General features: G+C 33.0%; 21 protein-coding genes. 12 read left to right on the forward strand and 9 right to left on the reverse strand.

What is annotated here, in order from left to right; genetic code table 11:
• Positions 1-158: 158 nt before the first annotated feature.
• From coaE to ruvB, 3 genes are all read right to left on the reverse strand, one after another.
• Complete coding sequence (gene coaE, locus C3729_RS11155; RefSeq protein ID WP_104794226.1) at positions 159-815, reverse strand: dephospho-CoA kinase; 657 nt, start codon at positions 813-815, stop codon at positions 159-161.
• A gap of 2 nt (positions 816-817) precedes the next feature.
• Positions 818-1684: an MBL fold metallo-hydrolase gene (locus C3729_RS11160; protein WP_104794227.1), complete on the reverse strand. Its 867-nt coding sequence runs from the start codon at positions 1682-1684 to the stop codon at positions 818-820.
• Positions 1685-1766: 82 nt separating this feature from the next.
• On the reverse strand, positions 1767-2789 hold the full coding sequence (gene ruvB / locus C3729_RS11165; RefSeq protein ID WP_104794228.1) for a Holliday junction branch migration DNA helicase RuvB: 1023 nt from the start codon (positions 2787-2789) through the stop codon (positions 1767-1769).
• A 274-nt stretch (positions 2790-3063) separates the two neighbouring features.
• On the opposite strand from ruvB, the gene hutI reads away from it, so the two are divergent.
• From hutI to C3729_RS11180, 3 genes are all read left to right on the forward strand, one after another.
• Positions 3064-4299 (forward strand): imidazolonepropionase, encoded by a 1236-nt coding sequence (gene hutI, locus C3729_RS11170; RefSeq protein WP_104794229.1) that lies wholly within the window; start codon positions 3064-3066, stop codon positions 4297-4299.
• Between the two features lie 6 nt (positions 4300-4305).
• Positions 4306-5226 (forward strand): formimidoylglutamase, encoded by a 921-nt coding sequence (gene hutG / locus C3729_RS11175; protein ID WP_104794230.1) that lies wholly within the window; start codon positions 4306-4308, stop codon positions 5224-5226.
• 263 nt (positions 5227-5489) lie between these two features.
• On the forward strand, positions 5490-6785 hold the full coding sequence (locus C3729_RS11180; protein WP_104794231.1) for an NAD-dependent succinate-semialdehyde dehydrogenase: 1296 nt from the start codon (positions 5490-5492) through the stop codon (positions 6783-6785).
• A 44-nt stretch (positions 6786-6829) separates the two neighbouring features.
• Here C3729_RS11180 and pyk read toward each other — a convergent pair whose 3' ends face one another.
• Genes pyk through C3729_RS11205 form a run of 5 tightly spaced genes read right to left on the reverse strand, consistent with a single transcriptional unit; the run spans position 6830 to position 10969 of the window.
• Entirely contained in the window at positions 6830-8266 is a 1437-nt protein-coding gene (pyk, locus tag C3729_RS11185) for a pyruvate kinase (protein WP_104794232.1), read from the reverse strand.
• Positions 8259-8714: an IPExxxVDY family protein gene (locus C3729_RS11190; RefSeq protein WP_104794233.1), complete on the reverse strand. Its 456-nt coding sequence runs from the start codon at positions 8712-8714 to the stop codon at positions 8259-8261. The genes pyk and C3729_RS11190 overlap by 8 nt, the downstream gene beginning before the upstream one ends.
• Complete coding sequence (rnc, locus tag C3729_RS11195) at positions 8689-9456, reverse strand: ribonuclease III (protein ID WP_104794234.1); 768 nt, start codon at positions 9454-9456, stop codon at positions 8689-8691. Before rnc ends, C3729_RS11190 begins: the two co-directional genes overlap by 26 nt.
• Positions 9456-10703: a beta-ketoacyl-ACP synthase II gene (fabF, locus tag C3729_RS11200; RefSeq protein WP_104794235.1), complete on the reverse strand. Its 1248-nt coding sequence runs from the start codon at positions 10701-10703 to the stop codon at positions 9456-9458. The genes rnc and fabF overlap by 1 nt, the downstream gene beginning before the upstream one ends.
• Positions 10704-10729: 26 nt before the next feature.
• Positions 10730-10969 carry an acyl carrier protein gene (locus C3729_RS11205; RefSeq protein WP_069800766.1) on the reverse strand — a complete coding sequence of 80 codons (240 nt, stop codon included), beginning with the start codon at positions 10967-10969 and terminating at the stop codon, positions 10730-10732.
• A gap of 171 nt (positions 10970-11140) precedes the next feature.
• On the opposite strand from C3729_RS11205, the gene folE reads away from it, so the two are divergent.
• From folE to hutH, 9 genes are all read left to right on the forward strand, one after another.
• Positions 11141-11806 (forward strand): GTP cyclohydrolase I FolE, encoded by a 666-nt coding sequence (gene folE, locus C3729_RS11210; RefSeq protein WP_104794236.1) that lies wholly within the window; start codon positions 11141-11143, stop codon positions 11804-11806.
• A gap of 150 nt (positions 11807-11956) precedes the next feature.
• Complete coding sequence (gene cysS, locus C3729_RS11215; RefSeq protein WP_104794237.1) at positions 11957-13426, forward strand: cysteine--tRNA ligase; 1470 nt, start codon at positions 11957-11959, stop codon at positions 13424-13426.
• A 312-nt stretch (positions 13427-13738) separates the two neighbouring features.
• Positions 13739-16390 (forward strand): 4-alpha-glucanotransferase, encoded by a 2652-nt coding sequence (locus C3729_RS11220; RefSeq protein WP_104794238.1) that lies wholly within the window; start codon positions 13739-13741, stop codon positions 16388-16390.
• Between the two features lie 209 nt (positions 16391-16599).
• Complete coding sequence (locus C3729_RS11225) at positions 16600-17529, forward strand: hypothetical protein (protein WP_104794239.1); 930 nt, start codon at positions 16600-16602, stop codon at positions 17527-17529.
• A gap of 255 nt (positions 17530-17784) precedes the next feature.
• The gene (locus C3729_RS11230; protein WP_104794240.1) at positions 17785-18765 is read left to right on the forward strand and encodes a glycosyltransferase family protein; all 981 of its coding nucleotides are present in this window, start codon (positions 17785-17787) and stop codon (positions 18763-18765) included.
• Positions 18766-18854: 89 nt separating this feature from the next.
• Positions 18855-19319 carry a hypothetical protein gene (locus tag C3729_RS11235; protein WP_104794241.1) on the forward strand — a complete coding sequence of 155 codons (465 nt, stop codon included), beginning with the start codon at positions 18855-18857 and terminating at the stop codon, positions 19317-19319.
• 151 nt (positions 19320-19470) lie between these two features.
• Entirely contained in the window at positions 19471-21357 is a 1887-nt protein-coding gene (locus tag C3729_RS11240; protein ID WP_104794242.1) for a DUF3857 domain-containing protein, read from the forward strand.
• A gap of 2 nt (positions 21358-21359) precedes the next feature.
• Positions 21360-23285 carry a DUF3857 domain-containing protein gene (locus tag C3729_RS11245; RefSeq protein WP_104794243.1) on the forward strand — a complete coding sequence of 642 codons (1926 nt, stop codon included), beginning with the start codon at positions 21360-21362 and terminating at the stop codon, positions 23283-23285.
• Between the two features lie 71 nt (positions 23286-23356).
• On the forward strand, positions 23357-24850 hold the full coding sequence (gene hutH / locus C3729_RS11250) for a histidine ammonia-lyase (protein ID WP_104794244.1): 1494 nt from the start codon (positions 23357-23359) through the stop codon (positions 24848-24850).
• Between the two features lie 84 nt (positions 24851-24934).
• Here the strand turns inward: hutH and C3729_RS11255 are convergent, their stop codons facing one another.
• Positions 24935-25759, reverse strand: a complete 825-nt coding sequence (locus C3729_RS11255; RefSeq protein WP_104794245.1) for an NHL repeat-containing protein — start codon at positions 25757-25759, stop codon at positions 24935-24937.
• Positions 25760-25771 lie beyond the last annotated feature (12 nt).

Genomic DNA, 25771 nt, shown 5'->3' on the forward strand with positions numbered 1-25771 from the left:
GCTGTAATCTTTCTGTGTTCGCTTAATATAAAGCGGTTCTTGATGTTCTTTCATAACGATGTTTTTTTTGTGTATCGCTATTTCAGGACTAGACAATGATATAAAAAAGAAAACCTTGAGTTCATCTCAAGGTTTTTTTATTTTTAGAAAATTAGAATTTACAAATCCATTCTTTTTAACTCGTCTATAACTTGTTGAGTAAATTCTTTTAAAGTCTTTAAATCAGTATTATTTTGGATCACAAAATCAGCTAATTTTACTTTATCAACTTCAGGCATTTGTTTATCGATGATTTCTTTTACTTCTCGGTATGTTCTGCCATCTCTATCCATCACTCTTTTTATTCTGATGTTTTCATCAGCAGTAACCAAAATTGAATGATAACAACTTTCATTCAGTTTTAATTCAAAAAGTAAAGCCGTTTCTTTGAAAACAAATTCAGCGTTTTGAGCATTTACCCAATTTTCAAAATGTATTTTTACTGCAGGATGAATGATTTGGTTCAGTTTTAAAAGCAATTCTTGATGGTTAAAAACCTTTTCTGCAACAAATTTTCGGTTGTATTTTCCGTGTTCATCATAAGATTCTTCGCCAAGAAGTTCTATAATTCTAGACTTTAGATTTTCGTCTATATTCACCAATTCTTTTGCCCAAAAATCAGAATCATACACAGGAAATCCCAGCTCTTCAATAAATTTAGAAACCGTAGATTTTCCACTTCCTATTCCGCCCGTAATTCCGATGATTTTAGTTCCGAGTTTCGGGTTTCGGGTTTCGGGTTTTTCAGAACTCGTATCTGGTATCTCGTAACTCATATCTAATACCCAAAAACTTCGTTAAAACTGAAAGTTTCATCTAGCTTCACGCCTTTTTCAGTCATTTTCAGACTTGCCAATTCGTTTTGTGCATCATGTTCGAAGAACAGTAAGTATTCATTCTCTACACATTGTTTTAGAAATTTTCCTTTTTCTTCCATGGTAAGAAGCGGTCTCGTGTCATATCCCATCACGTAAACTTGCGGAATGTGCCCAGCTGTTGGAATGAGATCTGCTGCAAAAACAATCGTTTTTTCTTGATATTGAATCACAGGAAGCATTTGTTTTTCGGTGTGTCCGTCTACAAAGATCACGTCCATTTTCAAATCTGGTGCGAAACCATAATTTCCCGTTTTTGGAGTAGGCAGAAATTGCAATTGTCCGCTTTCTTGCATCGGTAAAATGTTTTCCTTCAAGAAACTTGCTTTTTCTCTTGGATTGGGTTCAGTTGCCCATTGCCAATGATTTTCATTAGTCCAAAACTGTGCGTTTTTAAATGCTGGTCTATAACCTGTTTTGTCATCATTCCACTCAATGGCGCCACCACAATGGTCAAAGTGAAGGTGTGTCAAGAAAACATCTGTAATGTCTTCTCTTACAAACCCGAATTTTTTTAAATTTTTGTCTAAAGATTCGTCTCCATAAAGCGAATAATGCCCGAAAAACTTCTCATCTTGCTTATTTCCTAATCCACAGTCTATTAAGATGAGTTTTTTGCCATCTTCCACCAAAAGAGAACGAGTCCCTAGTTCGATTAAATTTTTAGAATCTGCAGGATTAGTACGTTCCCAAAGAGATTTCGGGACGACGCCAAACATAGCACCGCCATCTAATTTAAAATTTCCGCATTGTATAGGGTAAAGTTTCATATAAAGTGTGATTTTTGCTAATTTAATTAATTTTCTGATAGTTTATATTTTTCATTTTCTTAACCTAACTCTTTGCCTCAACCTAAAAAAGTTCTCCTGGGTTTTTCGGCCTCGAAATTCCTAAATGTTTGTAAGCTTTTTCCGTCACTTCTCTTCCTCTTGGAGTTCTAATGATGAAACCTTCCTGAATTAAAAACGGTTCATAAACTTCTTCCAAAGTTTCAGGATTTTCGCCAATAGAAGTTGCCAAAGCAGAAATCCCAACTGGTTTTCCTTTGAAATTTTCGATCATCACACGCATAATTTTATTGTCCATGTCATCCAATCCATATTCATCTACATTCAGAGAATTGAGTGCAAACTTGGTAATCTCTATTTCAATTTCACCGTTTCCTTTAATTTCTGCAAAATCTCGAACTCTGCGCAAAAGTGCATTGGCAATTCTCGGAGTTCCTCTGCTTCTTCTTGCAATTTCCAGTGCAGCATCTTCATAAATAGGAACGCCCAAAACTCTTGCACTTCTCTCGATAATTATTCCCAAAAGTTCTACCGTGTAATATTCTAATCGAGATTGAATCCCGAATCTTGCTAACATTGGTTTTGTAAGCATTCCAGAACGAGTGGTAGCACCAACTAATGTAAAAGGGTTCAAGCCAATTTGTACAGAACGAGCATTTGGGCCTGTTTCCAGCATAATGTCGATTTTATAATCTTCCATCGCAGAATACAAATATTCTTCAACCACGGGTGAAAGTCTGTGAATCTCATCAATGAAAAGCACGTCGTTTTCTTCCAAATTTGTTAAAAGTCCAGCCAAACTCCCAGGTTTATCTAAAACTGGCCCAGAAGTAATTTTACAATTTACACCCAATTCATTGGCAATAATATGCGCCAAAGTAGTTTTTCCCAAACCTGGAGGCCCATGTAAAAGCACGTGGTCTAAAGCGCCACCTCTATTTTTAGCAGCCGCCACGAAAACCTCTAAATTTTCCAACGTTTTTCTTTGTCCCGCAAAATCCTTAAAACTTTGTGGGCGAATCTGTTCTTCCTGCATTAATTCCTCATCAGAGAAATTTTCTTTATCTGCGTGTAAAAAATCTGGCATCAGTGAAAATTATATCTTCAAATTTATTCTTTTTTACTCAATTTACGACATAGAATTCGGAGGCGTTAAGAAAATTTTGAAATAATTCGTTAAAAAGTTTCTGCTGTTTGAGCATTGTTGGGTTTGTGGTGGAGCGAGTTTCAGGGATTTTAGAATTATTTAGAAATTTTTAGCCGAGAATTCAAGTCTTGAAATAGTATTCGCCGACATAAAGGAGGCAATTTTTGGTTCTTTTGTATCAAGACAAAAGAACAAATTGTTTATTTTTACAATTATGAAACTAATCGGTCCTTTCAAACAAATTCTTACACTCAATAATCTTCCACTTCGAGGAAAACTCTCTGATGAACAATTAGAAATTATCGAAAACGGCGGAATTTTAATTAATAATAACACCTTAATTGAAGAAGTTGATGATTTTGAAAAATTGAAATCTGACTTCCCAAACGCTGAACTCGAACCTCGAACCTCGAATCTCGAACCTCAAATCCTTCTTCCCGCATTCATAGATTGTCACACACATATTTGTTTTGGAGGAAACAGAGCCAATGATTTTGCGATGCGAAATGCGGGGAAAACTTATCTAGAAATTGCAGAAAAAGGCGGTGGAATTTGGAGTTCGGTTCAGCATACCAGAAATGCTTCCGAAAAAGAACTTTTAGAAACGCTTTTAGAAAGAATAAATCGATTAATTTCATTGGGAATTACGACTATTGAAATCAAATCTGGTTACGGATTGAATGTAGAAAGTGAACTGAAAATGCTTCGTGTGATTCAACAGGCGCAAACTAAAACCAAAGCAACTTTAGTCCCAACTTGTCTTTCTGCCCATTTAAAACCAAGAGATTTTGAAGGAAATAATGAAGAATACTTACAATATATTGTAGATGAAATTCTACCAAAAGTAAAAGAAGAAAATTTAGCGAAAAGAGTAGATATTTTCATCGAAAAATCTGCATTTCAACCAGAAGAAAGTCGAAAATTTTTAGAAAAAGCAAAGGAATTAGGTTTTGAAATCACCGTTCATGCAGACCAATTTACAGCGGGAAGTTCTAGAATTGCAGTGGAAGTTGGTGCTGTTTCAGCAGACCATTTAGAAGCGACAATTGATGAAGATATACAATATTTAGCCAATTCAGAATCCGTTGCAGTTGCACTTCCTGGTGCGAGTTTAGGTTTGGGAGAACCTTTTACCCCAGCGAGAAAAATTTTAGATAAAAACGGAATTCTCGCTATTGCAAGTGATTGGAATCCTGGTTCTGCACCGATGGGAAATCTCATTACCCAAGCTTCCATTTTAGCCACTTTTCAAAAATTAAGCACTGCCGAAGTTTTGGCTGGAATTACATTCCGTGCTGCAAAAGCATTAAATTTGACTGATAGAGGAATTCTGAAAAAAGGAATGAAGGCAGATTTCGTAGTTTTTGAAACCGATAATTTTCAGAATATTTTATACAACCAAGGAAGTTTAATGGCGAATGAAGTGTATATTGATGGAGAAAAAATTTAATTAAACATGGACAACATTTGGCAAGGACGTAACGATGGAGATTCACCGCTTCATCACAGAGTATTCCAACGAGTAGAAATAGTGGAGAACTATGAAAATATTTCACCGAATAATTTCGTTTTGTATGGTTTTGCGGTAGATGAAGGCGTTAGAAGAAACAAAGGAAGAGTTGGCGCTGCCAAAGCTCCAGACATCATCCGAAAAAATATGAGCAATTTTCCTGTAGTTTCTCCAGATTTTAAATTATTAGATTTCGGAAATATCACTAGCGAAGACCGAAATTTAGAAAATACTCAAGAAAATCTTGCTGAAAAAGTTTCTAAAATTCTGCAAAAAAATGGAAAATCAATTGTTTTAGGTGGCGGCCATGAATTGACTTTTGCGCATTATTCTGGTATCAAAAAAGCATTTCCCAACCAAAAAATTGGTATCATCAATCTCGATGCACATTTTGATAACCGTGAACCCGAAAATGGAGTAGGAGCAAGCTCTGGAACGGGTTTTTGGCAAATCGCCCAAGAAGGAGAAATTCATTCATTGCACATCGGGATTCAGAAAAATTCTAATACACTCAAATTGTTTGATACTGCTCATCAATTCGGCATGAAATATATTTTGGCAGACGAAATTTTCTTCGAAAATCTTTCTAAAATCTATCAGCAAATAGATGAACTAATTCTTTCGGTAGACCAATTGTACCTCACCATTTGTATGGATGTTTTCAACGCGTCTATTGCGCCCGGAGTTTCGGCTGCTGCGTACAACGGAATCTTTTCAGATGCCACTTTTCTGCATTTTTACAGACATATTTTGAAGTCAGAAAAATTGGTCGCGCTAGATGTTGCCGAGGTAAATCCAGATTTTGATATTGCCGAGAGAACCGCCAGATTGGCCGCCAGTTTGGTAAATGAGTGGTTTATGATTTAGAAGCAACACGTTTATATTTTCTTTCACTTTCAGTCCTGCTTTCGCTACTCGCTTTTTTGTTTTTTTTTTTTGTCATATTGAGCGAATTCGAAATATCTAAAAAAAACAAAAAGAGCTCAAACATGTCGCTCAATCAGGGCTAGAAATTGGTTTCGGTTTTATTTTCACTTTTTTAAATGATAAGCATTTAAAATTTTTATCTTTGGCAAAACCACGTTTAGGCTTTAGTACAGTATCTTTGTACACTTTTTTAATCAAAAATTATGGAACAATTCCTTCAAAATAAATTACAAAATTCTCAAGACGCTTTCCAAAAATGGAAAAAAATTCCATTTGAAGAAAGACAAAAATATTTCACTCAACTATCTGAAATTCTGAATAATAGAAAACAAGAGTTTGCGACAATAATTACCCAAGAAATGAATAAACCCATTTCGCAATCGGTTTCAGAAATAGAAAAATGTGCGGCGTTATGTGATTATTATGCGGCCGCAGAAAATGTACTGAAAACGGAACAATTAGAAACAGAGTTTCAAATTTCCGAAATCCATCACGAACCTTTGGGCGTTATTTTGGGCGTTATGCCATGGAATTTTCCTTTTTGGCAAGCGATTAGATTTGCAGTTCCTACCATTTTAGCAGGAAATGTAATTGTGCTGAAACACGCTTCTATTTGTGAAAAATCTGGTGTAACCATGCAAGAAATTTTTGAAGAAGCAGGTTTTCCAAAAGGTATTTTTACTTTTTTAAAAGTTTCTCACACCGAAGTTGAAGAAATGATTGCCAATCCTATTATCAGAGGCGTTTCTCTCACAGGTAGTGAAGCTGCAGGAAGAAAAATTGCCGAAACCGCGGGGAAAAATTTAAAAAAATGTGTTTTGGAATTAGGCGGGAGTGATGCTTTTATTGTTTGTGAAGATGCAGATGTAGAAAAAGCTGCAAAAGATGGAGCACAAGCAAGATTACAGAATAATGGACAAACTTGTGTAGCAGGAAAAAGATTTATCATTTACGAAAAAATATATCAAGATTTTGTAGAAAAATTCACAGAAGAGTATCAAAAATATCAACCAGAAAATCCTATGAATGAAGAAACGAAATTAGGATTAATGGCGAGAGAAGATTTAGCTACAGATTTAGAAAAACAATATCAAAAAGCGCTTAACAGCGGAGCGAAAGCTATTGTAGCGTTAGAATCTGTAGGAAGTATAGCTTTTAAACCAGGTATTTTAGAAATGAATCCAGATAATCCTATTGCTCAGGAAGAATTATTTGGTCCATTGGCAATGGTTTTTAAAGTAAAAAATGATGAAGAAGCTTTACAAATTGCCAATAATACGATGTTTGGATTAGGAAACGCCGTTTTCACCTCAAATAAAGAAAGAGCTTTGTTATTTGCAGAGAATTTAGAAAGCGGAAGCGTGGCAATTAATCAAATTTTTCGTTCAGATGTAAGATTGCCTTTTGGCGGAAGAAAAAATTCTGGATATGGAGTAGAATTGTCTATGTATGCACTCAAAGAATTTACCGCTCCCAAAACCATTATCGGTAAATTTTAGAAATTTTAAAAAATAAAAAAGCTCCAAATTTTGGAGCTTTCATTTTATATAGTTGTTAATCTGAGTGTATTGGTTTTTCCACCTTCATAAACTGGCATTGCATTGAGATTTACTACAAAATCTCCTTTTTCTACATAACCGTAATGGTGAGTTAACATGTTCACTTGGATTACCGTTTCGTCTGTAGATTTGTTCATGTCATAGTAGAACGCTCTTACTCCCCATAAAAGGTTCAGCATGGTAAGAACTCTTCTGTTAGAACTGAAAACGATAATTCTAGAAGTAGGTCTGTGTGCAGAAATTTGGAAAGCAGTATAACCAGAGTGAGTAAGCGTAATAATGGCTGCTGCACCAGTAGTTTCTGCAATTTTAACTGCGTTTAGACAAACCATATCTGTTACGAAACGATCGTCTACACAAGTTATTTTTTCTATAATATCATTTTTCTTTTCGTAAAGATTAGTAGATTCTATATTCTTAATAATCTTTGTAATGTTTTTAACTACATCTACTGGATATTTTCCTACAGAAGTTTCACCAGAAAGCATCACTGCATCAGCACCGTCTAACACGTTGTTTGCCACGTCATTTACTTCGGCTCTAGTTGGAGTAAGGCTACTGATCATGGTTTCCATCATTTGCGTAGCGATAATTACTGGTTTAGAGTAATATCTGGCTTTGTCTACTAATTTTTTCTGAATGACAGGAACTTCTTCCATTGGAACTTCTACTCCTAAATCTCCACGTGCAACCATTAATCCGTCACATTCTAGAAGAATTTCGTCAATATTTTTTACACCTTCTGGTTTTTCAATTTTTGCAATAATTGGAATTTTGAAATCAGAATGCGCTTCAATTAATTTCTTTAAATCAATAATGTCTTGAGCATGACGAACGAATGAAAGTGCAATCCAGTCGAATTCATTTTCAATCATGAATTTAGCATCTTCGATGTCTTTTTCTGTCAAAGCAGGAAGAGAAACATTAGTGTTCGGTAAATTCACTCCTTTTTTAGAGCTTAATGGTCCACCTTGAATCGTTTTTGCTTTTACCGTATCTTTTTGGTTGGTTTCGATGACTTCGAAAACCAATTTCCCATCGTCAATAAGGATTCTTTCGCCAACTTTTACGTCTTGCGGGAATTTTTCGTAAGTCATGAATACTTTGGTAGAATCTCCTTCGCAAGGCTCATTGGTAAAGGTAAGTACGTCTCCTGGATTAAGGAAAGAACCTTCTTTTACCACACCTACTCTTAATTTAGGACCTTGTAAATCTCCTAAAATAGAGATGTTATAACCGTATTCTTGATTGATTTCTCTAATAATGTCTACATTTCTCTTAACCAGTTCGTAATCGGCATGAGAAAAATTTATTCTAAAAACATCGGCTCCAGCTTTTACCAGTTCTAGCATGATTTCTTTCGTAGAAGAAGCAGGTCCTAATGTTGCGATTACTTTGGTTTTTTTCGCTCTCTTATTCATAATAATTAATTAGCTTGTATAGTTCGCTATTGGGTTGTAAAGAAAAATCTTGTATTTGAAACATGATGTTTTCTGGCAGCAAAATTAGTGAAAAATCTTTAAAACTATCCTTTGCATAAATAATGTAGTCTACATCTTTATTTTTGGGCATCAGAAATTTTATTTCTTCAGTCTGTGCAAAGAGTTCGTTGTCTGTTTTTTTTCGTAATGGTGCTGATTTGTTAGATACTATAGAATAGCAATTTTTAGTTTCTTTGTGATATCCTTCGAATTTTGTAAAACAAAACTGTTTTATTTTTAAGTCGTCTGTTCTTACGAATTGGAAGGGATTTATTTTGTTAATTTCGAAAAATATTTCGTGATCGGGTAATTTTTTAGCCAATCTTAGTAAACCAATGTCCATTGGTTCATCATCTTCTAGGTCAAGAAATATTTTTTTGTTTTTCAACAATGTGTTCTTTTTTATTTAAGGAGTAAAACGCTCTTTGTGCTGCTTTTTCTTCTGCTTTTTTCTTAGAAGTTTCTGTGGCAGAAGAGATTTTTACATTATTTAAGTAGATGCAACTCTTAAATAGAAGGCTCTTATTGGGCAAAGTTTCTTCGGTGATATCATATTTGATAGTCACCTTTTTCTTTTGGCTCCATTCTAGCAATAATCCTTTGTAACTTACGATTTTGTTTTCTAGTTTTTCTATATGTTTATCGGTAAACAATTTTTCTAAAACAATTTTTTCGCAAGTTTCATAATTGGTGTCTAAATATAGCGCACCAATAAAGGCTTCGAAGAGATTCCCCGAAATGTTTTCACCTAAATTACCATTTCCACCATTTTGAATAAAATCTGTAAGCTTCAGTTTTTCGCCTAGAGAGTTAAGGTTTTTTCGATTGACAATTTTTGATTTCATTTGGGTAAGAAATCCTTCATTGGCAACAGGATAATTTTTATAAAGGTAGCAAGAAATGATGCTTCCTAAGACTGCATCTCCTAAAAATTCTAATCTTTCGTAGTTTTTGGCTCCCGTAGTTTTATTAGGAATTTTCAGAGAAAAAGCTTCATGATAGTAATCAAGATTTTTCACATTCTGCCCAATTATTTTACTAACTCTGGCAGAAAGTAGCTTTTCTTTTTCAGTCTTTTTTTTGAAAGGTCTTTTAAGTAGAAATTTTTGTAATGAATTTTTTAAGCCCATTATAATTTCTTGAATAGAACGCAAGCATTGTGACCTCCGAAACCAAAGGTGTTACTCATGGCTACTTTTACATCTTTTTTCACAGGATGATTAAACGTAAAATCTAATCTGCTGTCTATGTTTTCGTCATCAGTAAAATGGTTAATAGTAGGAGGAACAATACCATGTAAAATAGTTCCTAACGCTGCTATAGCTTCTATTACACCAGCTGCACCTAGAAGGTGACCAGTCATAGATTTAGTAGAGTTGATTTGAATATCATATGCATGTTCGCCTAATAGTCTGGCAATTGCATTAGATTCAGCAATGTCTCCTAATGGAGTAGAGGTACCATGCATATTGATGTGGTCTACTTCATTTGGAGTTAATCCTGCGTCTTCTAAACAATTTTTCATTACTAAATAAGCGCCCAAACCTTCTGGGTGAGGTGCTGTCATATGATATGCATCTGCACTTAAACCACCACCTGCAAGTTCTGCATAAATGGTAGCACCACGTTTTTTAGCATGTTCATATTCTTCAAGGATGATACAACCTGCACCTTCTCCTAACACGAATCCATCTCTGTCTTTGTCAAAAGGTCTAGAAGCAGTTTTATAATCATCATTTCTTGTAGAAAGAGCCATCATAGAATTAAATCCTCCCATTCCTGAAGCGGTAACAGCAGCTTCTGAACCTCCACATACAATTACGTCTGCTTTTCCTAACTGAAGAAGCATTTTAGCATCTATCAAAGCATTTGCAGAAGATGCACACGCAGAAACTGTAGTGTAATTAGGTCCGTGAAACCCGTATTCCATAGAAATGTGACCCGGAGTAATATCCGCAATCATTTTTGGAATGAAGAAAGGATTAAATCTAGGTATTCCTTCAGATTTTGCCCAGCCTAGAACTTCGGTTTCGAAAGTTTCTAAACCTCCAATTCCTGAGCCCCAGATTACACCAACTCTGTTTTTATCTACTTGATCTTCGATAATTCTAGAATGTGAAACAGCTTCACGAGCTGCCACCACACCGAGTTGAGTGTTTCGGTCCATTTTTTTTGCTTCCTTTTTCTCAAAATGATCTAAAGGATTGAAGTTTTTTACCTCACAAGCAAATTTTGTTTTGAAGTTAGTAGAATCGAAGAGAGTGATAGGAGCAGCGCCACTTACGCCTTTTACAAGGTTTTCCCAATACTCTTGAGCATTATTACCAATTGGTGTAATTGCACCAAATCCTGTTACTACAACTCTCTTCAATTCCATAGTTTTGTTAATTTTTGTAATAAAAATTATTGTTTGATAACTTCTTCAATATAAGCGATTGCGTGACCTACAGTAGTGATTTTTTCTGCTTGATCATCAGGAATCTGAATGTTGAATTCTTTTTCAAATTCCATAATTAATTCTACAGTATCTAAAGAATCTGCACCTAAATCATTAGTGAAGCTTGCTTCAGGAGTTACTTCTGTTTCTTCCACGTCTAGCTTATCTGCGATGATAGCTTTTACTCTTGATGTAATGTCTGACATAGCAATTTGTTTTAAAAATTTTTGTTAATTCAAGTGCAAATATATAAAATTCTGTGCCAATACAAATTTTTTTCACATATTTTGATTTTAAATTATTGTAAATCAGTCTAATAATATTTTAGTAATATGATTTAGAGATTAATTCTTAATTTTGTGACATTATTTCAGACTATGAGTAACTTTTTTGAAAACGATGATGATGTTTTTACAGGCAAAGACCATACTCCGCTTCGTGAGGATGCTTTTGTAAAAACACCAGAAGAAAAAATAAAAATTATAGAAGAAAAGTTTGCAGAGATTATGCACACTTTAGGTCTTGATATGACCGATGATTCTCTTAAAGATTCACCAAAACGTGTCGCAAAGATGTATGTGAACGAAATTTTTGGTGGACTTTTGCCAGAAAACAAACCAGGGATTTCTACTTTCAGCAATAAATATAAGTATAGACAAATGCTGGTAGAGAAAGATATCACGGTGTATTCTTTCTGTGAACATCATTTTTTACCGATTATTGGCAAAGCGCACGTTGCGTATATTTCAAACGGAGACGTAATTGGGCTTTCTAAAATCAATAGAATTGTTGATTATTATGCAAAACGTCCGCAAGTGCAGGAAAGATTAACGATGCAGATTGTAGATGCACTGAAAGAAGCACTCGGAACGAAAGATGTAGCTTGTATTATTGATGCGAAACATCTTTGCGTAAATTGTAGAGGAATAAAAGATACCGCAAGTTCTACCATTACTGCAGAATTGAGCGGGATTTTTAGAACCAATCCTATTACCAGACAAGAATTCTTACATTATGTAGGAAGTCATGCGAAGTTGGATTAAATAATTTATCTAAAATAGTATTATGACCAGATTTAAAAAAATATCACACCAGATTTTTACAACTATAATTATTTGTTGTTGCTGATTTTTATAAAATAAAATCTTAATTCTTCATTTTTTTAAATCTATCAATCATTAAATAAAAATTCAATGCAACTTAAAATATACAATTCGCTTTCTGCGGAAAAAGAAATTTTCACACCTATTAACGGCAACAAAGTAGGAATGTACGTTTGTGGACCAACCGTTTACAGCAATGTGCACTTAGGAAATGTGAGAACTTTTATGAATTTCGACTTTATTTATAGAAGTTTGAAACATTTGGGTTATGATGTTCGTTACGTAAGAAATATTACAGATGCAGGACATTTAACAGACGATGGAGATGTAAATAACGACCGTTTCGTTAAGCAATCTCGCCTAGAAAAACTAGAACCTATGGAAATTGTACAAAAATATACTGTAGATTTTCATAAAGTTTTAGAAAAATTTAATCTTTTGCCTCCAACGATTGAGCCTACTGCAACTGGTCACATTATCGAACAAATTGAATTAACCAAAGATTTAATCGAAAAAGGTTTGGCTTATGAAAGCAACGGTTCTGTTTATTTTGATGTGCGTGCTTACAACGAAAAAGGCGGAAATTACGGCGAACTTTCTAAAAGAAATATAGACGAACTTTTTGCCAATACTCGTGATTTAGACGGACAAAACGAAAAGAAAAATCCACAAGATTTTGCCCTTTGGAAAAAAGCTTCACCAGAACATATTATGAAATGGATTTCACCTTGGGGCGAAGGTTTCCCAGGTTGGCATCTAGAATGTACTGCGATGTCTACCAAGTATTTAGGCGAACAATTTGATATTCACGGAGGTGGAATGGATCTTAAATTTCCGCACCACGAATGCGAAATTGCTCAAGGAAAAGGTTGCAACGGAGTTTCGCCAGTGAAATATTGGTTGCACGCGAATATGCTGACCATGAACGGACAAAGAATGAGTAAATCTACAGGAAACTACATTCTACCGCAGCAATTAATTTCCGGTGAAAATGATTTTTTTGAAAAACCGTTTCATCCAACTGTAGTTCGTTTTAATTTTTTACAAGCGCATTACAGAAGCGTTCTTGATATTTCAAACGAAGCGATGTTGGCTTCAGAAAAAGGTTTCCAACGTTTAATGGAAAGTTTGAAAGTTTTAAACACTGTCACGCTGAGTGGAGTCGAAGCGTCTTCTAGTTTTGACCTAAAAGAATGGAAACAGAAATGTTATGATGCTTTGAATGACGATTTCAATTCGCCAATTTTAATTTCTCATCTTTTTGAAGCAGTAAGTTTTATTTTCAAACTAAAAGATGGAAAAGAGTCTATTTCTTCGGAAGATTTAGAAGAATTAAAAACCTTGATGAATGCTTTTGTGTTTGATGTTCTAGGTTTACAAAATATTGAAGAAAATAACAATTCAAAATTAGACCAAACATTACAAGTGCTCATAGAACTTAGAAATCAAGCCAGAAAAGCCAAAAATTTTGAACTTTCTGACCAAATTCGTGATAAGTTATTAGAACAAGGTATAGAACTGAAAGACGGAAGAGAAGGAACTTCTTACGTTTTAAATTAAAAAAAAATAAATTTTTATAATAGACCCTTTTTGTGTTCTAAATGCAGAAAGGGTTTTTTGTTTTCTTGAAAATAACTCCTGATTGTAAATTGGGAATACTTTTCACTAAAAAGGATAAATTTTCAACAGAATAGAATTTTTTAAAATACCTTAATTTTTTAGATACTTTACTAAATATTATTATATCATAAAGAGACATTAAATCCCTTTATTTAAAGGCATAAATTATCAGAAACAAATTAAAAATCATATAATTAATTTTTTCTAAAGCATATATATTTTTGTAAATTCGTGAGTTGAAAAACGAAAAAAATGAAATTATATTTCACTATTAATTATGGAACTGAGTTTGGGCAGAAGTTAGCCATTCAAGTTTCTGAAGGGAAAAATGTGAAAACACATGACCTTCATTTCTCGGATAATAGAAATTGGAAGGGCGAAATCGATTTTTTCTCTAAATCTATAGAATACAAATATTTGGTTCTAGATGCTAATAATCAAATCATTAATGAGGAGATTTGTCATCATCGATTGAATTTTGTGAATAATTTCCAAGAGTATAATATTTACGATGTCTGGAACAATAAAAATTTCCCCGAAAACTATCTCAATAATAAAATTCTTCAAAATAAACTAGGAGATTTAAAAGCCGAGAAAGTTGCAATTCTTAAAAAACATACGCATCATTTTAGAATAGAAGCTCCGTTGTATTCGCCTGATTGGAAAATGGTGATTTTGGGAAATAATGAAACTTTAGGAAACTGGAATTATGCAGACGCTCCAAAAATGGCTCAAACTTCTGTTGGCGTTTGGGAATTGGCGGTAGATTTAAAAAAACAAAAAGAATTTGTACAGTATAAATACGGGATTTTCGACGAGAAAAAAGGCGAAGTTATTGCTGTAGAATACGGCGAAAACAGATTAGCTTTCCCTAATCAGGATGCGGAAGTTTTGCAAGTTCACGCAGATCATTATTTCAGATTTAATGCCGAACAATTATACAAAGCAGCTGGAGTTGCCATTCCTGTTTTCAGTTTAAGAAGCGAAAAAGGTTTTGGAGTTGGTGAGTTTGCAGATATTAAAAAATTAGCAGATTGGGCACATAAAACCCATCTTTCTATCATTCAGATTTTGCCAATTAATGATACTACCGCTAATTACAGTTGGACGGATTCTTATCCTTATGCGGCGATTTCGGTTTATGCACTGCATCCACAGTATTTGAGTTTAGAGAATCTGCAATTTTCAATTCCAGAAAATTTAAAAGTAGAATATAAGCACAAGAAAGATGAACTAAATGCTGAAAAGTTTGTGGATTATGAACAAATGATTTCAGGAAAATGGAAATTCATCAAAGCTGTTTTTGAAGAAAATAAATCTGAAATTCTTAAAGACAAAGATTTCTTGAAATTCTTGAAAGAAAATGCAGATTGGCTGAAACCTTATGCTGCTTTTTGTGTTTTAAGAGACAAAAATAACACTCCGAATTTTAACAATTGGAAAACGCATAAAAAATACGTTGCAGGAAAAATTTCTCAATTTTTTGATGCAAAACATGCCGAATTTGAAGGCGTAATGCTTCATTCTTGGGTGCAATATCAGTTGCATTTGCAGTTAAAAGACGCTGTAGATTACACTCACGGTTTAGGGATTTCTCTGAAAGGAGATTTACCAATCGGTATCTACAGATTTTCTGCCGATGCGTGGACAGAGCCAGAACTTTTCGGGATGGATTTTCAAGCAGGAGCACCACCTGATGAATTCTCTGATTTAGGTCAAAACTGGGAATTCCCAACGTATAATTGGGAAGTAATGAAAGAAAACAATTACGATTGGTGGAAAAAACGCTTTAACGTAATTGCGCGCTATTTTGATGCAATGAGAATAGACCATATTCTAGGGTTTTTCAGAATTTGGAGAATGCCAATGACTGCTACACAAGGAATTTTAGGGTATTTTTATCCTGCGGTTCCTGTGACTTTGCAAGAGTTTTCGGCAAGACATATTCCATTTAATTATGATAGATATTGCAGCCCTTTTATCAATGACCAAATTCTTTGGGATAATTTCGGTTACGAAAAAGAGGTGATTGCAGAACATTTCTTATATCAAGAAAATGGAGTGTATCATTTCAAACCAGAATATGATTCGCAAAGAAAATTAGTAGATTATTTTAAAACGCATCCTAGAGATTGGATGGAAGAGAAACTGATTTCACTTGCTGCAAATGTTTTATTTTTAACCGAAAATAACGGCGAAGACATTGTTTATCATCCAAGATTTAATATTCAAAAAACATCTTCATACCAACATCTTTCTGATTGGGAAAAGAATGCATTGCATGAATTGTATATCGATTATTTCTTCAGAAGACAAGATGGACTTTGGCATGAAAAAGCCATGGAAAAATTACCAATGCTGCTTTCAGCAACAGATATGTTAATTTGCGGCGAAGATTTAGGTTTGGTTCCAGATTGTGTTCCTGGTGTGATGGATGCTTTAGGAATTACAGCGCTTAAAGTTCAGCGTTCGCCAAAAGAAGATGTTCCGTATTACAATCCTCAAAATGCAGGTTATATGAACGTAGTTACGGCTTCTTCTCACGACAGTTCTACATTAAGACAATGGTGGAAAGAAAACCGAGAACTCACCCAGAATTACTATAATAATCAATTGAATCAATACGGAACTGCACCTTCGGAACTTCTTCCAGAATTGGCAGAGATTATTATGAAACAGCATTTGCATTCTCAAGCGATGTTGGCGATTTTCCCAATTCAAGAGTATTTTGCTACAGATTATGAAATTGTAAATCCTTATGCAGATGACGAGAGAATCAATAATCCAGCGGTTTTCCCTCATTATTGGAGATACAGAATGCATATTGCACTAGAAGATTTATTACAAAAAGAACATTTTAATGATAAAATTGCACAGTTTGTAAGTGAATCAAACAGACAATAATTGAGATTAAAATTCCTTAGTTACACAATAAAAAAGTTAAAATCGAGTTTAGATTTTAACTTTTTTTATTTTTCTACATCAAATTCTTAGTTAGTAAATATGGCTTAAATTCTACATTTTTAAAAGGATACAACTTCTCATTATCAAAAAATAGAAAGTTTGGCACGTATTTTTAATAATGCATAATAGAACATTAAATAACTAAGAAGATGAAATCTATATTCACAAAATTATTCCTCGTTTCTGCGTTATCAGTTACAGGAATTTCATACGCACAATATTATCCTAATGATGATTATGGCAACAATTATGGCTATGAATATTATTATGATGATTACAATTATCCAGACGAATATTATTATGAATATCCTAATGATTATTACACCAATGATTTATATAGAGGATATTATAATGATTATAGGAACACGATTATTAGCATCAATTGGGATAGATTTTTTGTAGAATTCAGGCTTTCTCCTTATCAAATCAGAGAAATAAGAATTTTAAACTCACGTTTCTCTAGTTACGGAAACTGGCACAGATATTACAGATATAATCCTAACAGATGGTACTATGACAGATTTATTGCATTAGAAAGAATTCTAGGTCCTAGAATTTACGTAGTGTATTATCAAAGATATTATCGCAATTATAATCCAATCGTTTATTATCAAAATTATAGAGTAAAATATTATAGACCAATAGTTTATGTTACGCCTAGATATAGAAATGTAGATGTAAGAACTTTTAAAAATGATGCTTACAGAACAGGTGGTTTCAGAAATAATGATAGATCGTATAATGACAATAGAAACTTCGAAAAATCTCGAGAAAATTCAGGTTTTAGATCAGGTTCATCTGATGAAAGACCTAGAAATAATGGTGGATTCAGAAGTTCAGATTCTAGAAATGATAATGACAGAAACTACGGAAACCAAAGTCAACAACCATCTAGAAATGAAGGCTTCAGAAGTGTTTCTCCTCAAAGAAGTGAAAACCAAAACAGAGGAAATGACGCAGTAAGAGGCGGTGGTTTTAGAAATCAAGGCCAAGAAAATAAAGCTTCAGAAAATCGTTCTTCAGGAAATGGAAGAGGAAATGGTAACGGAAACGGAAACAGAGGTGGCGGATTTAGATAGAAACATCATACTTTACATACTAATATTTTGATTTTTAAATGAGGAACGATTCTATAGTTCCTCATTTTTTATGATAAAAAACATAAACCAATTTTTAGGCACGAGATTTGTTACGTTAAATAAGAGAAGTAATTCTTCATATCAAATTAATTTTTACATTCACACAAAAGCGGAACTTTGGTTTCGCTTTTTTATTTGATATTAAATTTATTTAAACTTGAGTTTTGAGAAAATTTTTGTTCTAACTTCGTAGTTATGAAAATTTTATATGCGATTCAAGGAACAGGAAACGGACATGTTTCCAGAGCAAGAGAAATTATTCCCATCCTCAAAAAATATGGTGAACTAGATATTCTCATCAGCGGAACTCAAGCCGATGTAAATCTAGATGAAGAAATAAAATATCAGTTCAAAGGTTTCGGGTTTGATTTCGGAACCAAAGGTGGAATAGACTACAAAAGCAGTTTCCGAAAAGCAGATTTTTCACAATTAATAAAAGATATTAGAAATCTCCCAGTGAAAGATTATGACTTGGTGATTAATGATTTTGAACCTGTTACCGCTTGGGCTTGTAAACTGAGAGGGAAAAAATCGGTTGCGCTGAGTCATCAATCAGCATTTTTGTCTCCTAAAACGCCTATTATTTCTGGAATTCATTTGGGTGCAATCATTCTCAAAAATTATGCTCCAGCTACTGATAAAGTGGGATTTCACTTCGAGCGATATGATGATTTTATCAGAACTCCTGTGATTCGTTCGGAAATAAGGAATTTAAAACCAGAGAATTTAGGACATTATACGGTATATCTTCCTGCGTATTCAGATGAATTTATTTTGAAAAAATTATCAAAGCATCCAGACCAGAAATTTCAAGTTTTTTCTAAACATACTCGCGTAGATTATTCTCAAGGAAATGTAGAAGTTTACAAAGTGAATAATGAAAAGTTTAATCAATCTTTAGCAAAATCCGAAGGATTATTAACGGGTGGCGGTTTCGAAGGTCCCGCTGAAGCTTTATTCTTGGGCAAAAAACTTCTGTGTGTGCCTATGTTTCATCAGTATGAACAACAATGCAATGCTTTGGCTGCTGAAAAAATGGGAGCAACTGTGATTTGGAGTGAGAAAGAATTTGACCAAAAATTAAATCATTGGCTCAAAAATGCAGAACCCATTCAAGTCAATTTTCCTGATGAAACAGAAGAAGTCATTAAAAACCTCATCGAAAAATACAGCTAAGTTTTTTTAACAAAATTTTAGCTTTTCAGCATTTAACCTTTGTAAGGTTTTGTCATCAAAAAGATAATTAACCAAATAATTACAAAAAAATGACAAAGAAAATAATTTTAAGTGCAGCCATTTTTGGTGCAGTATTTATGTTCGGACAAGAGAGACAAAAACTTACGCCAGAACAAAGAGAAGCTAAAAAAGCAGAAATGGTTCAGAAAGCGAAAGAAAGACAACAGGCTCATTTAGACAAGATGACTACAGAACTTAATCTTTCTAAAAAGCAAGTGGAACAAATAAAAGCTTTGCAAGAAAAAAATAATGCAGAAAGAGAAGCGAATAGAGCAAAAATGGAAGAAGTGAGAAAGCAAAGACAACAAGAAATGCAAGCGAAAAGAGATGCTCATGATGCAGAAATGAAAAAAATCCTTTCGCCTGAACAATATGATAAATGGCAAAAACAAAGATTAGAAAACATGCAGAAACAAAGAGACGCATGGAAAAATAAAGCCATGAGAAAAGGAGGGAAACAAGGCGGAATGAAACCACAAAATACACCTCAGTAAAACACAAACTTTATAAACTTTTTATTTTAATTTTTAATTCACACAGCGAGAAAATTTTTTCTCGCTTTTTTTGTGATTTTTATCAAATTCTTAAAGGTTTGTTTAATAAAATAATTTTTATAAATTTAGCCAAAACTAACAAAACCATTTTATGAACAAGCTTTTCTCTTTTATCTTTCTTGTTTTCAGTACTTTACTATTTTCTCAAAATTATGCAGTTTCTGCGATTCCAGAAAATTTACTTCATAAAGCCAATGCTGTAGTAAGAAATGATGAAACCACTATTGATATTAATGCCATAGATAATATGGTGCAGACTTACAATAAAACCATTACCATACTGAATAAATCTGGTGATAATTTTTCAAGTATTCGTATTCCTTATGATAAAAGTGTTTCGGTAAGCAATATAAAAGTGTCTATTTTAGACCAAAATGGAAAAGTAATTAAGAAATACTCTAAAAGCGATTTTATAGATGCTAGTCATAGTCCTAGTTTTTCTTTTTATGATGATAGTAGAATTTTGTTTCTAAATTACATGTCAATTTCTTATCCGTATTCTATACAGTATTCTTATACCACAGAGACAAGAAATACAGTATTTATGCCAGATTTTTTCCCAATTGATGGCTATAATATTTCTACAGAAAAAAACAGTTTAGTAATTAATAATAAATCTGGAATTAAATTAAGAACTAAAGTTCATGAGAATGATTTCGCGAAAATTTCATTTTCAGAAAATGGGCAAAAATATTTTTACAGTTTTTCTAATGTTCCAGCAGTAGAAGATGAACCACGCTCACCTAGTTTAATAGATTTTTTACCAAAAGCTGAGTTTTCGTTAGATCAATTTTCCTTAGAAGGGAAAAAAGGAAACCTTACTCAGTGGAATGAATTTGGGAATTGGTATTACCAAAGTTTAATTCAGCCTGTTTCAGAAATTACACCAGCACTTCAAGCAGAAGTTGCAGCACTTAATTTAACAGGAGGCACTCATGATAAGGTGAAAAAACTTTTCCAATACATGCAGAGCAAAACCAGATATGTTTTGGTAGCAATAGGAATTGGTGGTTGGAAACCTATGTTGGTAGAAGATGTTAGAAAAAAAGGATATGGTGATTGTAAAGCATTAACCAATTACATGAGAACATTATTGCAAGCGGCAGGAATTAAATCTTATTACTGCATCATCACAGATGATCGGTCACCGATAAAATTTTCTGAAGATTTTCCAAAAATGTTTGGAAATCATGCTATTCTCATGATTCCTACAGAAAAAGGAAACATTTGGTTAGAAAATACTTCACAAGAAATTGCTTTTAATCATTTGAATTATACTTCTTTAGATAGAAATGTGATGGCCATTTCTGAAGATGAAATCAAGTTAGTCAATACGCCTACTTATAAACCAGAAGAAAGCAGTGAAATTCTAAATGCTGAAGTTAAACTAAATCCAGATAATAGTATAAATGTGGATGCTAAATTTAGATTTTCTGGGGCGCAATATGATTTCCAAAGACCACTTACTTCCTTAAACAAAGATGAGGTAAAAGAAGCGCTTAAAGAAAGATTTTATTACCTTAATATGGAAAATCTAGAGGCTAATAATGTGACTAATAATAGAGATGAAGCGCAGATAAATTATGAAGTGAAGTTGCAAGCGAAAAATTATTCTAAAAAATTAGGAAATGACATCATTTTAAGAGCAATGCCGTTCTTAGATCTTATGCAAACTACTATTCACGAAGACAGAAAATTACCATTAGAAGTCTATTTTTCTTATCAAGATACTTACAATTTTTCTCTAGAAATTCCAGAAGGATATAAATTGGCAGAAGTTCCAAAATCTGTACAGTTAAATTCAGAGTTTGGCAGCTATTCTCTCCAATTTTCTATGGAAAATGGCAAATTGGTTACTCAACGAAAAATTACCATTCTGAAAAATATTTATCCTAAAGAAAAATTCAAAGAATATATAGAATTCAGAAAAAAAACCAATAACCTAGATAATACTAAAATTCTTTTAACTAAAATATAACCATGAAGACTAAAATTTTAACTGTTTTTTTATTTTCTATTTCAATGTTTGTGTTTTCGCAGCACAAGTTTTTGAAATATCCAGAATTTAATAAAAATGACCTTTCTAAAACGAAATCTACCATCAAAGAAGATGCTCATGCAGAAATATTATACAGTTCTATTAGTAATTTGATTATTAATGGACAATTAGAAACCAAAGTTTTTAAAAGAATTAAAATTTACAATAAAGAAAAATCTTCTCAGTATCTAGATGTTGAAATACCTTTATATGAAGGAAATGGAGAAAGAGAATATGTTTCTGGATTGAAGGCGGTAACTTACAATTTAGAAAATGATAAAGTCATTAGTTCTAAAGTAGAAAAAGACGCAAAATTTAAGTCTAAGGAACAAAAAAATCAAGTAATTCAAAAATTCACGTTTCCTAATGTAAAAGATGGGTCTATTATAGAATATCAATATCAATTAAATTCTCCTTTTTTACAATTGCTAGACAAAACTTATTTGGAGTTTGATATTCCTGTTATTTATGAAGAATATATTTTTGATTTTCCTAAATTTTTTGGGTACAATTATAATTTTCAAGGAGGATTAATGCCAAAATATAAAGAAGATCAAGCTCAAATGATGTATGGTCAAGATTACTACAGTTTGAGATTAGGTTTCGAAAATGTACCGCCTTTTAAAGCCGAAAATTTCATGAAAAATGAAAGGAATTATATTGCTAGTGTGAGACCTGAGTTAAATTCTACAAATTTTAATAATATTTTTAAATCTTACGCTACAACTTGGGATGATGTTAGAGATAAGTTAAAAGAGTATGATGATTTTGGAGGACAATTAAGTAAAAAATCTTTGGCAAGAAATGTGCTTTCACAAGATATTTTAAGCATGACTTTGCCAAAAGAAAAAGCGGGTAAAATTCTAAAATTTGTTCAATCTACTTATACTTGGGACGGAAATGTTGGGTTATTTACAGGAGATGGTATTAAAAGTTTAATAGACTCTAAAATAGGAAATAGTGCAGAGATTAATCTTTATTTAATTATGCTGATGAGAGAAGCTGGCCTTAATGTAAGTCCAATGATTATGAATACTGTAAATAGAGGAATTTTGAATATTGCATTTCCTACAATTGGTGCTCCTAATTATGTAGTAGCTTGTTTAGAAGATAATGGTAATTACTATTTGTATGATGCAACTTCTAAATTTTCTTTGCCAAACTTATTGCCACCAAGAGCTTATAACTATAACGCTATTCTGTTAAAAGATAAAAAAGCGGAAATTCTACAAATTAATAATTTCATCGAAAGTAAAACCTATCTTAATGTAGATGCTAAACTGAATGAAGATACTACTTTTGAAGGCAACTTTAAAGATAGAGATACTAAAACTTTTGCGATTCTTGCCTATGATGAATATGTAGACAATAAACAAGACTACGAGAAAAAGTACAAAGAAAGATACACCTTTAATTTTAATAATTATAAATCAGAAGTAGTAAATGATAATGAGTTTCAGACCAGTTTTGATTTCAATACAGACGGTTTTGTAGATGGAGTTGGGGGTAAATTAATTTTCAATCCACTGCTATTTTTATACCGACAAAACCACGAATTTAACCAAACCGAAGAAAGAAAATATCCTATAGAGTTTCTTTCTCCTTATGAAACGGTGAAAAAAGTAACCATTACCATTCCAGATAACTATAAATTTGAAAATCTTCCGAAGTCTAAAAAATTCAAAACCGAAGATGAAGGGATTGTTTATTCTTATCTAGTGAGCACTGAAGGGAACAAAATCACTGTAGAAACCTCAGTTAAAATAGACTCGGATAATTTTCCTAAAGAATATTACCCTGCATTTAAGCAGATTTTTGATGCCATTACACAACTCGAAGGTCAGCTCATAACGCTGGTAAAAAAATAAACGAAAAGCGAGATTTTTTCTCGCTTTTTTCTTTGCAAGGATTTGTGTAATTTTAGACAAAATAATTTAAAATGTTAATTTACGGAGTAGACCACTTTACTTACCAAGATGTCATCAATATTATCAATGGTAAGCAAAAAGCAAATTTGGATAAAAAATCAAAAACCCAAATCCAGAATTCTTACCAAAATGTACAGAAAATCGTAAAATCAGATAAAACCGTTTATGGAATTAATACAGGTTTTGGTCCACTTTGTGATGTGAAAATTTCCGAAGAAGAAACCGCACAGTTACAAGAAAATCTTATCATTTCGCATTCTGTAGGAGTAGGAAAACCGATTGCTAAAGAACTTTCAAAAATTATGATGGTGTGTAAAATTCACGCTTTGTCAAAAGGATTTTCGGGGATTTCTTTAGACGTTGTAGAACGATTGATGCTCATGCTAGAAAAAGACATTATTCCTGTAGTTCCAGAGCAAGGTTCAGTTGGCGCAAGTGGAGATTTAGCGCCACTTTCTCATTTGGTTTTACCACTTTTAGGTTTAGGAAAAGTTTGGGATGGCGAAAATACAGTAGAAACTGCTCAAATTTTAGAAAAACATCAATTACAGCCTCTAAAATTACAAGCCAAAGAAGGTTTAGCGCTGATTAATGGAACTCAATTTATCTTAGCACATGCAATTTTAGGCTTAGATAAATTTAAATACTTATTAGATTTAGCAGATGTAGCTGCTGCTTTTTCGATAGAAGCGTATCAAGGTTCTGCAAGTCCTTTTAAGAAAGAATTACACGAAATTAGAGCATACAAAGGCAGCCAATTGGTGGCGAAAAGAATGACCAAACTGCTCAAAAATTCTGAAAATTTAGAATATCACGAAAATTGCGGAAGAGTTCAAGACCCGTATTCTATGCGTTGTGTTCCGCAAGTTCACGGTGCGAGTAGAAATGCTTATGAGCACCTGAAACAAATGGCAGAAACAGAACTGAATTCTGTAACCGATAATCCTATCGTAATTTCTGATGAAGAAGCCATTTCTGGAGGAAATTTTCATGGTCAATTAATGGCTTTACCCATTGATTATGCAACTTTGGCTGCTGCAGAATTAGGAAATATTTCTGATCGAAGAAGTTATCTTTTATTAGAAGGAAAATATGGTTTGCCAAAATTATTGATTGAAAGTTCTGGATTGAATTCTGGATTTATGATTCCGCAATATACTACTGCTGCATTGGTTACCGAAAATAAAACGCTTTGTTTCCCAGCTTCGGCGGATTCTGTTCCTACGAGTTTGGGACAAGAAGACCATGTTTCTATGGGAAGTATTTCGGGGAGAAAATTTAATCAGGTTTTAGGGAATTTAGAAAATATTTTAGCAATAGAATTGATGTTTGCAGCGCAAGGTTTAGAGTTCCGTAGACCGCTGAAATCTTCTAAAATCATAGAAGAAAATTACGAAATCATTCGAGCTAAAGTGAAAAAACTAGAAAACGACAGATTAATTGGCGAAGATATTCTTACCATTGCAGAAATGGTGAAAAATAGAGCATTTAAAGTGGAAATATAAATCAACGATAGCTTAAATAAAGAAAAGGACTTCTATTTTGAAGTCCTTTTCATCTAAATAATGGAATATTAAAGTAAAATTGTTTTAATTTGGGGGTAATTCTATCTTGTATATTTTAGAATTTCCAGCTTCTGCAATGTATAAGAAACCTTTTTCGTCTAATGTAATTTGTTCAGTAGAAAGAAGGTAATTGTCATCTAAAATTACGATTGTATTTTTTGTCTTTGGATCATATCTTAAAATATTAGATTTCGAATAGTTATAAAAATAGATAAATCCATTTTTATCAACATCTAAATCCTTTGGCTCGATTTCGTCGTTAATAGGTAGCTTTTCTAAAGTGTTTTTTGTAAGATCATACTTTAGAATGACTTTGTTATCTCGGTCACCTAACAATACATTACCATCAATATCTACTGCAATGCCCAAATCGTCTCCTACATTTTCAAGTTCTATGTCCTTAAATTCGTGGGTTTTAAAATTGTAAGTTTTTATTCCTTTGTGAAAAAATTCAGTGTAAAAGAGATTTCCATTTTTATCCAAAGCAATATTATAAGGTGTTCCCCAACTTACATTTTTATCAACTATAGAAACTTCTTTTGTTTTAGGGTTTATTTGCTTTATCTGATGATTATTAGTGTCTGCAAAATACATTAAACCAGTAGAAAAATCGGTTGCCATTTGCTGTGGATAGAGAGCATTAGTTTTTTCTAGTATTTCTAATTTTTTAGAATCTACATCCCATATTTTAATTTCGTTGTTTTGAGTATCCGCTATATAGATATTTCCTTGATTATCTGCCGTAACACCTATAGGATATTTAAATTTTCCATCTATCGTTTCCACGATTTTTTGAGCTTGGCAAAAACAAGTACTTATTATTGCTACAAGAATTAAAGATTTTTTCATGATGTAATTATT

The sequence above is a fragment of the Cloacibacterium normanense genome, assembly GCF_002943105.1.
Lineage (GTDB): Bacteria > Bacteroidota > Bacteroidia > Flavobacteriales > Weeksellaceae > Cloacibacterium.

Coding starts and splice junctions, on each gene's coding strand:
- coaE (WP_104794226.1), bottom strand. CDS start 815: ATGAGTTACGAGATACCAGATACGAGTTCTGAAAAACCCGAAACCCGA.
- C3729_RS11160 (WP_104794227.1), bottom strand. CDS start 1,684: ATGAAACTTTACCCTATACAATGCGGAAATTTTAAATTAGATGGCGGT.
- ruvB (WP_104794228.1), bottom strand. CDS start 2,789: ATGCCAGATTTTTTACACGCAGATAAAGAAAATTTCTCTGATGAGGAA.
- hutI (WP_104794229.1), top strand. CDS start 3,064: ATGAAACTAATCGGTCCTTTCAAACAAATTCTTACACTCAATAATCTT.
- hutG (WP_104794230.1), top strand. CDS start 4,306: ATGGACAACATTTGGCAAGGACGTAACGATGGAGATTCACCGCTTCAT.
- C3729_RS11180 (WP_104794231.1), top strand. CDS start 5,490: ATGGAACAATTCCTTCAAAATAAATTACAAAATTCTCAAGACGCTTTC.
- pyk (WP_104794232.1), bottom strand. CDS start 8,266: ATGAATAAGAGAGCGAAAAAAACCAAAGTAATCGCAACATTAGGACCT.
- rnc (WP_104794234.1), bottom strand. CDS start 9,456: ATGGGCTTAAAAAATTCATTACAAAAATTTCTACTTAAAAGACCTTTC.
- fabF (WP_104794235.1), bottom strand. CDS start 10,703: ATGGAATTGAAGAGAGTTGTAGTAACAGGATTTGGTGCAATTACACCA.
- C3729_RS11205 (WP_069800766.1), bottom strand. CDS start 10,969: ATGTCAGACATTACATCAAGAGTAAAAGCTATCATCGCAGATAAGCTA.
- folE (WP_104794236.1), top strand. CDS start 11,141: ATGAGTAACTTTTTTGAAAACGATGATGATGTTTTTACAGGCAAAGAC.
- cysS (WP_104794237.1), top strand. CDS start 11,957: ATGCAACTTAAAATATACAATTCGCTTTCTGCGGAAAAAGAAATTTTC.
- C3729_RS11220 (WP_104794238.1), top strand. CDS start 13,739: ATGAAATTATATTTCACTATTAATTATGGAACTGAGTTTGGGCAGAAG.
- C3729_RS11225 (WP_104794239.1), top strand. CDS start 16,600: ATGAAATCTATATTCACAAAATTATTCCTCGTTTCTGCGTTATCAGTT.
- C3729_RS11230 (WP_104794240.1), top strand. CDS start 17,785: ATGAAAATTTTATATGCGATTCAAGGAACAGGAAACGGACATGTTTCC.
- C3729_RS11235 (WP_104794241.1), top strand. CDS start 18,855: ATGACAAAGAAAATAATTTTAAGTGCAGCCATTTTTGGTGCAGTATTT.
- C3729_RS11240 (WP_104794242.1), top strand. CDS start 19,471: ATGAACAAGCTTTTCTCTTTTATCTTTCTTGTTTTCAGTACTTTACTA.
- C3729_RS11245 (WP_104794243.1), top strand. CDS start 21,360: ATGAAGACTAAAATTTTAACTGTTTTTTTATTTTCTATTTCAATGTTT.
- hutH (WP_104794244.1), top strand. CDS start 23,357: ATGTTAATTTACGGAGTAGACCACTTTACTTACCAAGATGTCATCAAT.
- C3729_RS11255 (WP_104794245.1), bottom strand. CDS start 25,759: ATGAAAAAATCTTTAATTCTTGTAGCAATAATAAGTACTTGTTTTTGC.